Origin of the sequence: Actinomadura sp. 6K520, assembly GCF_004349245.1 — a bacterium.
Classification (GTDB): domain Bacteria; phylum Actinomycetota; class Actinomycetes; order Streptosporangiales; family Streptosporangiaceae; genus Spirillospora.
On the sequence record NZ_SMLC01000027.1, the window covers coordinates 1 to 14101 of the forward strand.

At 74.8% G+C, this 14101-nt stretch carries 13 protein-coding genes; 6 read left to right on the forward strand and 7 right to left on the reverse strand.

Annotated elements, in window-relative coordinates; genetic code table 11:
- The 4 genes from E1289_RS09975 to E1289_RS09990 form a co-directional block, all read left to right on the forward strand.
- Positions 1 to 780, forward strand: a 780-nt coding sequence (locus E1289_RS09975) for a carboxyl transferase domain-containing protein (protein WP_279487208.1), incomplete at its 5' end; no start/stop codon positions are given.
- Positions 777 to 1403: a class I SAM-dependent methyltransferase gene (locus tag E1289_RS09980; RefSeq protein ID WP_131977876.1), complete on the forward strand. Its 627-nt coding sequence runs from the start codon at positions 777 to 779 to the stop codon at positions 1401 to 1403. The genes E1289_RS09975 and E1289_RS09980, both read left to right, overlap by 4 nt.
- A gap of 122 nt (positions 1404 to 1525) precedes the next feature.
- A complete protein-coding gene (locus E1289_RS09985) occupies positions 1526 to 2146 on the forward strand; it encodes a hypothetical protein (RefSeq protein WP_131977879.1) in 621 nt (206 codons plus the stop codon).
- A 91-nt stretch (positions 2147 to 2237) separates the two neighbouring features.
- Positions 2238 to 3287 (forward strand): alpha/beta hydrolase, encoded by a 1050-nt coding sequence (locus E1289_RS09990; protein WP_131977882.1) that lies wholly within the window; start codon positions 2238 to 2240, stop codon positions 3285 to 3287.
- Between the two features lie 20 nt (positions 3288 to 3307).
- Here the strand turns inward: E1289_RS09990 and E1289_RS09995 are convergent, their stop codons facing one another.
- From E1289_RS09995 to E1289_RS10015, 5 genes are all read right to left on the reverse strand, one after another.
- Complete coding sequence (locus E1289_RS09995; RefSeq protein ID WP_131977885.1) at positions 3308 to 4735, reverse strand: aldehyde dehydrogenase family protein; 1428 nt, start codon at positions 4733 to 4735, stop codon at positions 3308 to 3310.
- A 13-nt stretch (positions 4736 to 4748) separates the two neighbouring features.
- Positions 4749 to 6275, reverse strand: coding sequence for a PucR family transcriptional regulator (locus E1289_RS10000; RefSeq protein WP_131977888.1), 1527 nt, complete (start codon positions 6273 to 6275; stop codon positions 4749 to 4751).
- A 93-nt stretch (positions 6276 to 6368) separates the two neighbouring features.
- Positions 6369 to 7388, reverse strand: coding sequence for an LLM class flavin-dependent oxidoreductase (locus E1289_RS10005; protein ID WP_131977891.1), 1020 nt, complete (start codon positions 7386 to 7388; stop codon positions 6369 to 6371).
- A gap of 38 nt (positions 7389 to 7426) precedes the next feature.
- Positions 7427 to 7753 carry a hypothetical protein gene (locus tag E1289_RS10010; RefSeq protein ID WP_131977894.1) on the reverse strand — a complete coding sequence of 109 codons (327 nt, stop codon included), beginning with the start codon at positions 7751 to 7753 and terminating at the stop codon, positions 7427 to 7429.
- 103 nt (positions 7754 to 7856) lie between these two features.
- The gene (locus E1289_RS10015) at positions 7857 to 9545 is read right to left on the reverse strand and encodes an ExeM/NucH family extracellular endonuclease (RefSeq protein WP_131977897.1); all 1689 of its coding nucleotides are present in this window, start codon (positions 9543 to 9545) and stop codon (positions 7857 to 7859) included.
- A 179-nt stretch (positions 9546 to 9724) separates the two neighbouring features.
- Here E1289_RS10015 and E1289_RS10020 point away from each other — a divergent pair, with 179 nt between their 5' ends.
- Positions 9725 to 10519 (forward strand): IPT/TIG domain-containing protein, encoded by a 795-nt coding sequence (locus E1289_RS10020; RefSeq protein ID WP_131977900.1) that lies wholly within the window; start codon positions 9725 to 9727, stop codon positions 10517 to 10519.
- On the opposite strand, the gene E1289_RS10025 is transcribed toward E1289_RS10020, so the two are convergent.
- Positions 10506 to 11960, reverse strand: coding sequence for a hypothetical protein (locus E1289_RS10025; protein WP_131977903.1), 1455 nt, complete (start codon positions 11958 to 11960; stop codon positions 10506 to 10508). The genes E1289_RS10020 and E1289_RS10025 overlap by 14 nt on opposite strands.
- A 191-nt stretch (positions 11961 to 12151) precedes the next feature.
- On the opposite strand from E1289_RS10025, the gene E1289_RS10030 reads away from it, so the two are divergent.
- Positions 12152 to 12883 carry a hypothetical protein gene (locus tag E1289_RS10030; RefSeq protein WP_131977906.1) on the forward strand — a complete coding sequence of 244 codons (732 nt, stop codon included), beginning with the start codon at positions 12152 to 12154 and terminating at the stop codon, positions 12881 to 12883.
- On the opposite strand, the gene E1289_RS10035 is transcribed toward E1289_RS10030, so the two are convergent.
- Positions 12880 to 14067: an MFS transporter gene (locus tag E1289_RS10035; protein ID WP_131977909.1), complete on the reverse strand. Its 1188-nt coding sequence runs from the start codon at positions 14065 to 14067 to the stop codon at positions 12880 to 12882. The genes E1289_RS10030 and E1289_RS10035 overlap by 4 nt on opposite strands.
- Positions 14068 to 14101: the final 34 nt, after the last annotated feature.

Below are 14101 nucleotides of genomic sequence, written 5' to 3' on the forward strand. Positions count from 1 at the left end.
GCCCGTCCCCCCGTGGAACCCCTCCCGGAGACGACGGCGTGGGAGTCGATCGAGCGGTCGCGGCGGCCCGGCCGCCCCGGGGTCCGCGAACTTCTCCGGTACGGCGCCACGGACGTGACACCCCTCTCGGGCACCGGCCAGGGGGAGGCCGAGCGGGGGATGCTGCTCACCCTGGCGCGCTTCGGCGGCGCGCCCTGCGTCCTCGTGGGCCAGGACCGGAGCAGCCAGCGCGGCGGCCACCCCCTCGGACCCGCCGGGCTGCGCGTCGCGCGGCGCGGGATGCGGCTGGCCGCGGAGCTGTCGCTGCCGCTGGTCACCGTGGTCGACACGCCGGGCGCCGCCCTGTCTGCGGAGGCGGAGGAGGGCGGCCTCGCGGGCGAGATCGCCCGCTGCCTGGCCGACCTGATCACCCACCCCTCGCCGACGCTCTGCCTGCTGCTGGGCGAGGGCACGGGCGGCGCGGCACTGGCGCTGCTGCCCACCGACCGGGTGCTCGTGGCGCGGCACGCGTGGCTGTCCCCGCTCCCGCCCGAGGGCGCCTCGCTGATCGTCCACCGGACCGTCGCGCGGGCGGACGAGATCGCGGCGGCCCAGGGCGTCCGCTCCGCGGACCTCCTGCGCGACGGCGTGGCCGACGAACCCGTCCCCGAGCACCCCGACGCGGCGGACGAGCCCGAGGCGTTCTGCCGCCGCGCCGCGGCGGCCGTGGAGCGGGGCCTCTCCGGCCTGGTTCCCGGTGGCCCGGCCGTCCGCCAGGCCCGGTACCGTCCCCCTGCATGACCGAACCCGCCATCCGGGCCGGCTACGACGCCGTCGCCGGCCGCTACGCCGACATGTTCCGCGACATCCTCGACGACCTGCCCGTGGATCGCGCCTTGATCGCCGCGTTCGCGGAGCTGGTGCGGGGCGGCGGCGCCCCCGTCGCCGACCTCGGCTGCGGCCCCGGCCACGTCACCGCCCACCTGGCGTCGCTCGGGCTCCCCGCGTTCGGTGTCGACCTGTCCCCGGAGATGATCGCGCTGGCCCGCGAGGAGCACCCGGGACTCCGCTTCGCGGAGGGCACGATGACGGCCCTCGACCTGCCGGACGCCGGGCTGGGCGGGATTCTCGCCTGGTACTCGATCATCCACCTGGACCCGGGCGACGTCCCGGCGGCGTTCGCCGAGTTCCACCGCGTCCTGGCGCCCGGCGGCCACGTCCTGATCGCCTTCCAGACCTGCGACGGCGACGCGCCCCTGGCCTTCGACCACAAGGTCGTCCGCGCCCATCGCTGGCCGCCCGGCCGGCTCTCCGCCCTGCTGCGCGACGCCGGGCTGGTCGAGATGGCCCGCCTGATCCGCGAACCGACCGAGCACGACCGTTTCCCGGCGGCCAACCTGCTGCTCCGCAGACCCGCCGCGTAGACCCGCTCTGGGGGGCGGATTCCCCCGTGCGGGGGAGCGCGCTGCGTCCGGTGGGTGATCCGGACGGGCGGCCGAGCTGTGACCTTGGGTTCTGGACGAGAACCGAGCCGAAGGAGGCAGCCATGACCGTTCTGGCCACCCGGCCGGCCGCGACCGGGCGGCTGCGCGCCGCGTGGGCGGCCGCGCACGACCCCGTTCCCGGTGTCCCGCGCTGGGCGCGGATCGCCGCGCTGGCCGTCCCGCTGGTCGTGCTGCCCTCGGGGCTGTGGCGGGTCGCGGCCTTCGGCCTCCACCTGCCGATCACCGACGGCGCCCTCATGGAGGGCGACGTGAACGGCGACCTCCCGGGGTGGTTCCCCATGGAGGGCTACGTGGTGCTCCTCTCGGTCCTGTCGGAGGCAGTGGCCTTCACCGCCGTCGGGCTGATCGCCCGCTGGGGCGAGGTGTTCCCCCGGTGGATACCGGGCCTGCGCGGCCGCCGCGTCCCGATCTCGGCCGCGGTGGTCCCGGCCGCCGCCGGCGCCGCGATCCTGACCGTGATGTGGACGCTGTCGGTCGTGAACGTCCTGCTCTTCCAGGAGACCATGCAGGGACGTCCGCTGCCGGACGGCTTCCCCATCCATCTCGACGACTGGAAGGGCGTCCTCGGCGTCGTCTCGTACGTGCCGCTGGTGGCGTGGGGGCCGCTGCTCGCCGCCGTGACCTACGCGTACTACCGCCGCCGCACCCGCTCGGGCACCTGACCGGACGTCCCGTCCCCGGCCGCGGGCGGGGGATGTGGCCGGGACTACCGGAGAGTACGGTTGGCGGGACCCCCTGGGCTTGGAGGATCGCATGCCGCAGTTGACCGAGTTGGTTTCGCCCGCGGCGGCCGGTGCCGTGCTCCGTGCCGTGTTCGCGCTGCCCCGCCCCCTCAGGCGTCTGATCGCCGGGGCGCCCGTGCGGCGGGACGGGCAGGAGCTGGCCCTGGACGCGCAGCTCCTGCTGCTGATGTCGAAGCTCGACCAGCGGTCGCTGGGCGGCGGGTCGCCGGAGGACGCGCGGGCGGGGCTCGCGCGGGCCAAGGAGATGCTCGGCGGGGAGCCCGGCCGTCCGGTGCGGACCCGGGAGGTGGCCATCGCGGACACCGTCACGGGCCGGCTCTACACGCCGAAGGCGCTGCCGGAGGGGTCGCCCCTCCTCGTCTTCTACCACGGCGGCGGATGGGTCATCGGCGACATCGACAGCCACGACACCGTGTGCCGGTACCTCGCGGTGCACGCGGAGGTGCGGGTCCTGTCGGTGGGGTACCGGCTCGCCCCCGAGCATCCCTATCCGGCGGCGGCCGAGGACGCCCGCACGGCGTACGAGTACGCGGTCGAGAACGCCGCGGAACTCGGGGCCGACCCGGGTGCCGTCGCGGTCGGCGGAGACAGCGCGGGCGGCAACCTCGCCGCCGTCGTGGGGTTGTCCGCGGACCGCAGGCCCGACTTCGCGCTGCTGTTCTACCCGGCGACCGACCTGTCGTCCCGGCGCCCGTCGCGGAAGCTGTTCGGGGAGGGGTTCTACCTCACCGACGCCGACATGACGTGGTTCAGCGACCACTACTGCCCGCCGGAGCGCAGGACAGAGCCGATGGCGTCGCCGCTGCTGGCCGGGGAGCTCGCCGGGTTCCCGCCGACCTACCTGGTCACCGCGGGCTTCGACCCGCTGCGGGACGAGGGGGAGGAGTTCGCCAGGCGCCTCGCGGACGCCGGGGTGCCGGTCGCGCTGCGGCGCCAGGAGGACCTCATCCACGGCTTCGCCAACATGTGGTCGCTCGGCGGGCGGTTCCAGGAGGCCCTGTCGGAGGCGGCCGGGGCCCTGCGCACCGGTCTGTACGCGGGGCCCCGGGGACGCGACTAGAGACGCGGCCGGAGACGCGGCTACAGCGGCAGGCCCGTGAAGACCATCACCTTCTCCTCGGTGTAGTCGGCCATGGCCGACCGGAGGCCCTCGCGGCCGACGCCCGAGTCCTTCACGCCGCCGTACGGCATCTGGTCGGCGCGGTAGGACGGGACGTCGCCGATCACGACGCCGCCGACCTCCAGTTCGCGGTGCGCGCGGAACGCGATGTCGAGGTTGCGGGTGAAGACGCCCGCCTGGAGGCCGAACTTGGAGTCGTTGACGAGGTCGAACGCCTCGTCGACGCCGTCCACCGGCTGCACGATCATGACCGGGCCGAAGATCTCCTCGCGGGACACCTTGGCGTCGGCCGGGACGTCGGCGAGCACGGTCGGGGCGTAGGCGGCGCCCTCGCGGGTGCCGCCGGTCAGGACCTTCGCGCCCGCCGCGACGGCCTCGTCCACCCAGGCTTCGACGCGCTCGGCGGCCTCCTCGCTGACCAGTGGGCCGACCTGCGTCTTCTCGTCCCACGGGTCACCGGTGACCAGCGACGCGACGGTGTCGACGAGCTTCGGCAGGAACGTGTCGTACACGGACCGATCGACGTACACGCGCTGGACGGCGATGCAGCTCTGCCCGGCCTGGTAGTTGGAGAACAGCCCGATGCGCCCGGCGGCCCAGTCGAGGTCGGCGTCGGGCAGGACGACCGCCGCGCCGTTGCCGCCGAGTTCCAGCGTGACGTGCTTGCGGGGCGCCTGTTCCCGGATCGCCCAGCCGACGGGGACCGACCCGGTGAACGACACGATCGGCAGGCGCGGGTCGTCCACGAGGGCGGGCGCCCGGTCGTTCGGCACCGGCAGGATCGAGAACATCCCGGCGGGCAGGTCGGTCTCGGCGAGCAGCTCGCCGAGGAGCAGCGCCGACAGCGGTGTCGCGGGCGCGGGCTTGAGCACGATCGGGGTGCCCGCCGCGATCGCCGGGGCGATCTTGTGGGCGGCGAGGTTCAGCGGGAAGTTGAAGGGCGAGATCCCGAGCACCGGGCCCTTCGGCACGCGGGTGATGTACGCCATCCGGCCCTCGGCGGCGGGGTCGGTGTCGAGCCGCTGCGTGGTGGCGCCGAAGCGGCGGGCCTCCTCGGCGGCGAACCGGAACGTGGAGATCGCGCGGGTGACCTCGCCGCGCGCCCACAGCAGCGGCTTGCCGTTCTCGCCGGTGATCAGGCGGGCGATCTCCGCGGCCCGTTCGGCGATCCGCGCGGACACGTGCGCGAGCGCGTCGGCCCGCACGTGCAGCGGCAGCGCCGCGGCCTCCTTGCGGAGGGCGTCGGCGGCGGCGACCGCCTCCTCCACCTGGGCGGGTGTCGGCACGGCCGCCGTCCCGACCACCCGGCCGTCGTAGGGATGCGTAACGGTCAGCTCGCCGTCACCGGTCTCGGGCCGGCCGGCCAGCCAGAATGGGGTCGCGTTCATGCGTTCACGCTACCTACGGCGCGGACGAATGCGAGTCTCCACGATGTCGAATCCGGGTGTCGTCGTTGGACATGACGGCCAGGGCGATCCACAGTTCGGCGCGGACCGCCGGGTCGTCGGGGTCGCGGCCCAGGACGTCGGCGGCCCTGCGCATCCGCGACCGCAGGGTGTGCCGGTGGACGCCGAGCGCCCGCGCCGCCGCCTCGCCCTGCCCGTTGGCCGCGACGTACGCCCGGACGGTGCCGACCAGGTCCTCCTCGCGGAGCGGGGCGAGGAGCGCGGCGGCGAAGGCGCGCGCCGATCGCGGGTCCAGCAGGCCGAGGACGCCCTGCCCCGGAAGCTCGGCATGGCGCACGACGTCCCGTCCCGAGCGGGTGGCCGCCGCCAGCGCGTCGCCGGCCTGCCGGAGCGCGGCGGTCAGGTCCCCCGAGGCCGGGTCGCTGACGCCGACGGGGCCGGTGCCCGCCAGCAGCGACTCGACCGCCCCGCTCGCCTCGTCCGGGACGAGCACGGCGACGTGGCCGTCCAGCGGGAGCGCGAGGCCGCGTCCGGCGGCGGGATCGGACTCCAGCACGTCCAGGACGGCCGCGCCGCCCGCGCAGGCCAGCACCCGGACCGGGCCGCGCGGCACCGCCGGGCCGTCCTCCGGGCGGCCGAGCAGCAGCGCCGCGAGCGAGGCGCGCAGGTCCCGGCCGGTCCGCGGCGTCTCCGACTGGAGGGTCAGCAGCGCGACGGCCGCCCCCACGATCGTGTGCGCGACGTGGGGGAGCGGCGCGTCCGTCCCGACGGCGAGGAACCCGCGGGGCCGCTCGCCCAGCCCGATCCGCTGCACCGCGATGTGCTCGCCCGGCAGCGAGAGCGCCACGCTCGCGGACGGGGCGTCGGTGCCCCGTGCCGCCGGTGGCTCCGTGCCCCGCGCCGCCGGTGGCTCGGTGCCCCGCGCCCTCGGCGACCCCCGGAGGCGGGTCAGCTCGGGCGTCAGCGCCCCGGCGCGGCGGGCGGCGGACGCCGGTTCGGCGTGCAGCACGCCGCCGGACGGGTCGAGCAGCAGCGCCCAGCCGCCGAGCAGCCGGGCCAGCCGGGCGACCAGCGCGCCCCGCCCGGTGAGCGCGGCGCGGGTCAGCTCCCGCTGCGCCCGGAACGCGCGGGTCACGTCCTCGTACCACTCGGCGGCGAGCATCCGCGACACCGCCTTGCCGACGGCGATGAACGGGGTCGGGCGCGGCACCTCCAGCAGGGCGAGCCCCTGGTCGCGGGCCGCGGCGAGCAGCTCGCCCGGGACGGTGTCGTGGACGACGCCGACCGCGAACCCGAGCCCCGCGACACCGCGCCCGACGAGCCGGGACACGTAGCCGGCGGCGCTCGCCGGGGTCAGCCGCATGCCCGTCGTCAGGAGGAGCTCACCGCCCTCCAGGAACGGCGTCGGGTCCTCGAGCTCGCTGACCGCGACCCACCCGACGTCCGTGTCCGGGAGCGGGCCGGTCAGCGACCGCAGGCCGAGCTGAGGCAGCGCGGCGACCGAGGCCAGCGTGGGCGGCATCGCCATCCTTTGTGCAGGGTGTCTATTTCGCGGGGCGCCTTTCGCCGTCCCGTACGGTCCATCGTAGGCGCGGCCACGGGCCGACCACGGGTGTCACCGGCCCTGGCCTCGGTTTCCGGCCCACTCCTCAACGTCGCGCCGCGCGAGCAGGCGGTCGGCGAGGATCTCGTAGGAACGCAGCCGGTCGGCGTGGTCGAAGACCTGCGTCATGACCATGACCTCGTCCACGGCCGTCCGCTCGATCAGCGCGTCCATCTCCTTCTGGACGGTCTCCGGGGCGCCCACCACCTGCTCCGCCAGCCGCGAGTCGATCATCTGGCGCTCCAGCGGCGTGTACGGGTACGCCGCCGCCTCCTCCGGGGACGGCAGCGGGCCCGGGTGGCCCTGCCGCAGCCGCAGGAAAGCCAGCGCCTGCGGCATCGCGAGCTCCCGCGCCCGCTCGTCGGACTCGGCGGCCGTGACCGAGACGCCGATCATCGAGTACGGCTCGTCCAGCGCGCCGGGGCGGAACGACTCGCGGTACAGCTTCAGCGCCGGCACCGTGTTCGCGGCGCTGAAGTGGTGCGCGAACGCGAACGGCATCCCGAGCAGGCCGGCGAGCCGCGCGCTGTACCCGCTGGACCCGAGCAGCCAGATCGGCGGCTCGTTGCCGGCGGCGGGCGTGACCTTGCTGTCCGCGCCGAAGTAGCCGCGCAGCTCGATGACCTGCTCGGGGAAGTCGTCGACCGACAGGGCGTCCGGGGAGCGCCGCAGCGCCCGCGCGGTGGCCTGGTCGGTGCCGGGGGCGCGGCCCAGGCCGAGGTCGATGCGCCCCGGGTACAGCGCCTCCAGCGTCCCGAACTGCTCGGCGACCACCATCGGCGCGTGGTTCGGCAGCATGACCCCGCCGGAGCCGATCCGCATGGTGGACGTCACCGCCGCGACCTGCCCGATCAGCACGGCGGTCGCGGAGCTGGCGATGCCGGGCATCGCGTGGTGCTCGGCCAGCCAGTACCGGTGGTAGCCGAGCCGCTCGGTGCGCCGGGCCAGGTCGAGGGTGTTGCGCAGCGCCTCGGCGGACGTGCCGCCGCTGACGACGGGCGCGAGGTCGAGGACGGAGAAGGACACGCTCATACCGTGCCCCAACCCGCCCGGGGCCCGTCCTCTTCCCGTCAGGCCGCCAACGCCATGAGGACCAGGACGGCACCGGCGGCGGCGGCGATCGCGACGGGCGCGGTGATGCTGATCCAGGACCAGTTGACCAGCCTGCGGGCCCGCTCGGCGTCCTCGGGGAACACGGTCTCGGCCTTGGTGTACAGGAGGGCGGCCACCACCATGAGCGGCAGGAACGCGAACATCGTGAGGACGCCGAGGACGAACGCGGCGGCCTGCCCGGGTCTGGTGTAGGCCCCGTCCGGGCCGATGCCGAACGCGAGACGGGGAGCGGCGTAGGGAGCGGAGGCGGCGGACCCGGAGGCGGCGGACACGGCTTCGGTCATGTGAGCGCACCGATCACTAGGAATGTGACCCGGATCATACGCGCGGCCCCCGCCGTGTTCCAGGGGCCGGCCGCCGCTTCTTGGACGGCCGGCCCAATACGGGTCAGCGCAGGCGGAGCCCCACCAGGACGGGATCGTGGTCGGACGAGCGGAACGCGTCCGGCCGGTAGAACTCCGGCGGGTTGAACTCGGTGTTGTAGTCGAGGAACAGCGGCTCGTCGCTGTTGATGTGCCAGATGGTCGCGCCCGTCACGTGCCGCGACAGCGACTTCCCGGCCAGCGCGTGGTCCAGCTCGCCCGACTGTCCGCCGAACACGTAGCTGTACCGCTCTGCCGGGCGGACGAACCGCCTGGTCTGGCTGGCGAGCCCGGCGCCGGCCAGCACCTTGACCGGGTCCTCGGCCGCGTAGGCGTTGAGGTCGCCGATGACGAGCGGGTTCGCCGACTCCGCGGCGATCGCGCCGATCGCCGTGGCCTGGGCGACGCGGCGGGCGTTGTAGCAGCCCTGGCCGTCGCCCTGGTCCGCGTCCGGCCCGGTGGCGTCGGCGCACCCCTTCGACTTGAAGTGGTTGACGATGACCGTGAACGGCGTGCCGCCCGACGCGGGCCGGAACGTCTGCACCAGCGGCGGCCGGTCGAAGACCGGGTCCGCCGACGACCGCGCGGCACCGGCGGGCGTGACCTTCGCCGGCTTGTAGACGAGCGCGACATGGATCGCGTCCGTCCCCGGGGACGGGTGCCGCACCCACGCGTACGTCCCGGCGCCGGCGGCCTGGTTGAGCCGGTCGACCAGCGCCTTGACGGCGGTGTCGCCGTTGTTCTCGACCTCCATGAGCCCCACGACGTCGGCGTCCAGGCCGTTGAGCGCGGCGGTCAGCTTAACGAGTTGCCGCTCCTGCTCCGCGGCCGTGTCCGCGCCGCGCTCGCCGAGCGTCGTGAACCAGTTCAGGGTGTTGAAGCTCGCGACGCGCACGTTGCCGCCGACGTGCCGGGGCTTGGCGGGCCGCCGGTTCGTGTTGGCGAAGCGGGCCCGCCTGGTCGGCTGCAGGCGGTACTCGCCGAAGCCGTAGCCGAGGACGCCGGTCAGCCCATGCGTCGAGTCGCCGATCCGCAGGACGCGCGGGTCGGTGTACGGGATCGTGTCCGGGTTCTGGACGTTCGAGGCGTCGTCGACGAGGAGCCTGCGCGCGTCGTTGCCCGCCTGGGTGGAGCCGTGCCCGTCGGTGGGCTGGAAGAGGCGGTCCCCGGCCGACACGGTGACCTCTCCGTACCGTCCGAGGGTGTAGGTCTCGGTGGCGGTGAGCTTCTGCCCGAACCTCAGCAGCATGCCCTCGTACCGCTCAAGGCCGGCGCCGCCCTTGAGCGGGAGCCGGACGGGGGCCGGGGCCACCCGGCCCTTCCCGCACACGTCCACGGCCGAGACGGGCGACAGTTCGGTGAGCCCGTTGTACTCGACGGCCCGGCCGGTCACGAGGACCCGGTCGCCCTCCGCGACCTCCCGCGTCGAGTAGACGAAGATCCCTTCGGAGGTCCGCGGGTCGCGGTCGGGGGCCGGGTCCTGGATGAAGAAGCCGCTGAGCTGGTCGGGCCGCTGGAAGTCCGCGGTGACGACGCCTTCGACCCGGACGGTCCGCCCTGCCACCGGGCTCGCGTCGCCGCCGCCCTGGACCTCGGCGATCCGGTGGTCCGCGGGGGTGCCGCAGGTGGGCGGCTCCGCCGCGGCGGCCGACTGGACACCGCCGGCGAGCCCGGCGGCGAGGACGGTCGCGAGTGCTGCTGCTGTTCGGCGCATGGCCGGAGCGTAGAACGGGGTCTTCGTCCGCCTGCGAACCGTTAATGAAGACTCCACCAATTTGCAATGGCTTGTCGGAATCCGCGGCGCCGTCGGCCCGCGGCCCGGTCCGCCGTTCGCCGGAAGACCGTCCCATGCCCCTGCGATAATCCCGCGGGAGACGCGACCGAGGGAGAGCCGTGACAGAGTCGCCGGTCGGATCCGGGTACGCCCGCACCCGGGACATCATCGTCGCCGCGATCCTCCTCCTCGCCCTCACCGCCCTGCTCGTGATCGTCCTCGTGCAGGCGTGGCCGCCCGCGCCGGAGATCGCGCCGGACGGCCGGACCGAGCCGGCCGCGCGCGCCACGACCGTCGAGCTGCCCGGCTGGTCGCCCACGCTGTCCCGCGAGACGAGCCTGTTCGTGGTCGTCATGGCCGCGGGCGCGCTGGGCGCCGCCGTGCACGTGCTGCGGTCGTTCTACTGGTACGTCGGCAACCGGGCGCTGCGGCGCAGCTGGCTGATGATGTACCTGCTGCTCCCGTTCGTCGGCGCGCTGCTCGGGCTGATCGTCTACCTCGTGCTGCGCGGCGGCCTGACGTCCCCGACGGGCGGCGCGTCCGACATCAACCCGTACGGCATCGCGGCCATCGCCGCGCTCGTCGGGCTGTTCTCCCGCGAGACGTCCGAGAAGCTCCGCAGCGTCTTCGGGACGCTCCTCGCCCAGGCGCCGCACGGACGCGACCAGGCCCTCGCGCCCCGGATCACCGCGGTCGAGCCGGCGAGCGGCCCGGTCGGCACCGTGGTCGCCCTGCACGGCGGCGGACTCGGCTCCGCGACCGCGGTCCGGTTCGGTGCCGCGCAGTCGCGCATCACCGACGCGGGGGACACGCTCATCCGGACCGCCGTCCCGCCGGGCGCCACCTCGGGACCGCCGGTGGTACTCACCCCGGCCGGCGCGGTGACCGCCCCGGCCGTCTTCACGGTCGAGTGACCTGCGCGGGGTCCCGCCAGTGGGGGTGCCAGACGTCGTAGGCGGCGCCCGGGAACACGCGGGGCAGCTCCGACGTGGGCAGGCGGCCGAGCTCGCCACCCGTGCGCGCGACGCCGAACTGCCGTTCGGTGACGTAGGCGTCGCGGTCCAGCCGCTGCGGCCCCGACACGAGGCAGGTGTAGCGGGGGCCGGGCAGGTCGTCGTCGGGGATGGCGGCGCCGATCGCGAGGCTGTTGGACACCGTGACCCAGCTGCCGAGCGTCATCACCTGCCGTTCGGAGCCCTGGTCCTCCCAGCGGTGCTCCAGGATCGGCTTGGAGAAGATCGGGACGAGCAGGTGCGACACCCCGCACGCCTCCAGCTCCCGCTCCCAGCCGGTCGACCGGCCGAGGTCCTCGCAGATCAGCACGGCGAGCCGGCCGAGCGAGGAGTCGAGCACCCGGATCCGCGTGCCGCGCCGCGCGTACTCCACGGCCGTCCCGGCGGCCGGGGCGTCCGGCAGCCGCCACAGCCTCATCTGCCCGGCGTCCAGCGTGAAACCGGACAGCTTGTCCTGGACGAGGAGCTCCTGCCCCGTCCAGCGGTCGAGGAGGACGGCGCGGTTCGGCGGCGGGTCGTCCCGCCCGAGCGGGCCGCTGCCGAGCAGCAGGAAGCGCAGCGGGCGGCGGTCCCGATCGCGTCCGGCGCTGTCGAACGCGACCTCCTTCCAGTGCTCCAGCAGCGCGTCCGACAGCGACGCCTCCGGCATCACCGCGAGCTGCGCGCCGGACTCGTCCAGCCGCCGGACGATCGCCTTGATGCGGCTGCGGATGCCGGACGAGTCCATCGGGCGGAGCCGGTAGACGGTCAGCCCGTCCCGTTCCTCGAACCGGATGTCGACGTCGTCGAACGTCTCCAGCACGGGCGCGCAGCCGACCGTGACGGGCTCGTCCCGGCTGAAGTGCGGGTCGTTCACCGCGGGCAGCACGGTGTGGTCGATGCGCTCCCACTGCGCCTGGGGGACGCGGTGGACTCCGAAGAACTCCGCCTTGGCGCGCGCCCCGCGCGGCCGGCCGGGGAACGCGCAGCGGGGGAGCAGCGCACCCGTCGTCCCGGGCCCGTTCATCCTCCCCTCGGTCAGGTAGTTGACCAGGACCCCGGAGAGCGCGGGCGCGTCGTGGTACGGCGCGTACGGGCTCGCGTGCGCCAGCGCGGTGTCGAGCCCGAGCAGGATCGTGAACGCGCCGAGGTCGCCGCGGGCGGCGATGATCCGCGCCGTCTCCGCGGGGTCGAGGACGCCGTGCTCCAGCACCGTCTCGGCGATCTCGTTCGCCTCGCGGCGCACCCCTTCCTCGGCGTACCAGTGCGTGGCCGTCCACCCCTGGAAGACGTCGTCCGCGAGCGAGTCGTAGAGATGGACGAAGAGATCAGCTGGTTCGGCCGGGTAGGCGGCTGCAGCCAACTGATCCGTCATAAGCGCCCCCGGGGGAGTTGACAGGCACGGTCACGGGTGGTGCATCGATGCTAACTCTCCCGCGCACCGCTTTTCGTGTCGTCCGCTACAGAACCGGGACATGTGTCACTTGACATTCACTTGGCAAGGGCGCAGTCTGGGGGAGTCCGGCGGTGCCCGTCGAACCCAGGGGAGCGACCATGAGTGCCTTGAACGACTCCGCGACCGACTCCGTCCACAACCGCCGGACCGAGGTCCGGCGCCTCATCGACGCGATGGAACACGCCAAGGTCATCAGCGACGGCCACTTCAGCGCGCTCGGCATGCTCATCACCGACGCGTCGCTGAGCGCGGACGAGCCCGCACTGGTCGAATGCCAGGACGGGCTGCAGTGGCTGCACCGCCACTACCTGGACATCGACGCCCTCGACGCCCCGCAGCGCGAGCAGCGCGGCCGCATCCTCGGGCTGATCGACGTCGTGCACTGGGCGCTGAAGCGGCTCCCGTCCGGCCTCCAGCTCGCGCTGCAGCCCGAGGGCCACGCGGCGCGCTTCCTGGTCGCGGTGTCCCGGCGGCCGGGCATGTCCAACCGGCAGCTCGCCACCGAACTCGGCACCGACGAGACCGAGATCAGCCGCGTCGGGCGCAAGCTGCTGTCCGCGGGCGTCGTGTGGCGCCGCAAGGAGTGGCGGCACAACGCGTGGGACCTCACCCCGAGGGGCCGCCAGTACCTGGAGACGTCCGGCCTCCTCCCCGCGGGCACCGAGACCGGCCCCGAGGCCGACGCCGTCGCGGATGCCGGGCCCGGCCGCCGGGCCGAACCCGCCCGGCCGGCGGAGACCGCCACCCGCTCCCCGGACGGCGTCCCGCGCCGCAGGCCCGCGAGCGGCCCGGCCCGTCCCCAGGAACCCCCGCGTCCCGCCCGCGGTTAGCGGGCGGGGGGACCGCCGGCGCGGCGGCGGAGCGCCAGCGGGACGGACAGGAAGATCACCGCGGCGGTGAGGGCGAAGGCGGCCGGGTAGCCGGTGTGCGCGACGGCGAGGCCGAACGCGACGCCGCCGGCGCCCATGCCGCCGTCGTAGCCGATGTTCCACAGCGCGCTGACCGTCCCGTAGCCGGACACGGGCGCCCGCTCGTACATCATCGCCAGGCTCGCGTTCTGCGTCACCCCGAACCCCGCGCCGAACAGGATCATCGAGGCGAACACGGCGACCGGGTTCGGGACGAGGACCAGCAGCGCGATCCCCGCCGCCGCGAGGAGCACCGCGGGCGCGAGCAGGCGGGCGGCGCCGTGCCGGTCCCCGGCGCGTCCCGCCTGCCAGCGGGTGAGCGTCGTGGCGGCCGGCTGGACGAACAGCGCCGCCGCCGCGACCCCCGCGGCGGGGACCGCCTCCGGCAGGAACGTGATCAGGATGCCCGCCGCCATCGCGGTCGAGGCGAACGCGGCCGCGGGACGCAGCAGTTCGGGTGACCGCAGTGCCGCGGTCATGCCGAGGGACCCCCGCGCGGACCCGGACGCCAGGCGGCGCGGCAGGCCGGGCAGCGCGGCGAGGGCCGCCAGCGAGGCCACCGAGGCCGCGATGAACACCGGCGGGTAGCCGACCTGCCCGGCGAGCCACACCCCGAGCGGCAGCGCCAGCAGCGTCGGCAGCCCGGCGGTGAGCCCGAACAGGCCGAGCGCCTCGCCGCGCCGCTCCGCCGGGGCGAGCGCCGCGACCAGCGCGTTCGGGACCACCACCGCGATCCCGAAGCCGACGCCGCGCACCAGGCTCACCGCGATGATCGTCGCCATCCCGGACGAGGCGGTCAGCGCCAGCGCGGGCAGGCCGAGCAGCAGCAGCCCCGCCGCGAGCACCGGCACGTATCCGAACCGGATGAGCAGGCGGGGGAGCGCGAGTTCGGTGAGCACCGTCGTCAGCATCAGCGAGCCCGTCGCGAGTCCCGCGCCGGCCTGGCCCGCCCCGCCGTCCACGGCGTACATCGGGACGACCGAGAGCAGCAGGAACACGCCGGTCAGGCTCAGGAAGGTCGCCGCGAACACCAGCGCCAGCCGCCGCCCGACCAGGCGCGGGCGTGCCTCGCGGACCCCGTCACCGCGCCGAGATGACTCGCTCATGCCGACGACGTTAGAAGATCGTCCGGACGATCCG

Bases quoted from the DNA above. Each gene is read 5' to 3' on its own strand.
- E1289_RS09980 (WP_131977876.1), top strand. From the start codon at position 777: ATGACCGAACCCGCCATCCGGGCCGGCTACGACGCCGTCGCCGGCCGC.
- E1289_RS09985 (WP_131977879.1), top strand. From the start codon at position 1,526: ATGACCGTTCTGGCCACCCGGCCGGCCGCGACCGGGCGGCTGCGCGCC.
- E1289_RS09990 (WP_131977882.1), top strand. From the start codon at position 2,238: ATGCCGCAGTTGACCGAGTTGGTTTCGCCCGCGGCGGCCGGTGCCGTG.
- E1289_RS09995 (WP_131977885.1), bottom strand. From the start codon at position 4,735: ATGAACGCGACCCCATTCTGGCTGGCCGGCCGGCCCGAGACCGGTGAC.
- E1289_RS10000 (WP_131977888.1), bottom strand. From the start codon at position 6,275: ATGCCGCCCACGCTGGCCTCGGTCGCCGCGCTGCCTCAGCTCGGCCTG.
- E1289_RS10005 (WP_131977891.1), bottom strand. From the start codon at position 7,388: ATGAGCGTGTCCTTCTCCGTCCTCGACCTCGCGCCCGTCGTCAGCGGC.
- E1289_RS10010 (WP_131977894.1), bottom strand. From the start codon at position 7,753: ATGACCGAAGCCGTGTCCGCCGCCTCCGGGTCCGCCGCCTCCGCTCCC.
- E1289_RS10015 (WP_131977897.1), bottom strand. From the start codon at position 9,545: ATGCGCCGAACAGCAGCAGCACTCGCGACCGTCCTCGCCGCCGGGCTC.
- E1289_RS10030 (WP_131977906.1), top strand. From the start codon at position 12,152: ATGAGTGCCTTGAACGACTCCGCGACCGACTCCGTCCACAACCGCCGG.
- E1289_RS10035 (WP_131977909.1), bottom strand. From the start codon at position 14,067: ATGAGCGAGTCATCTCGGCGCGGTGACGGGGTCCGCGAGGCACGCCCG.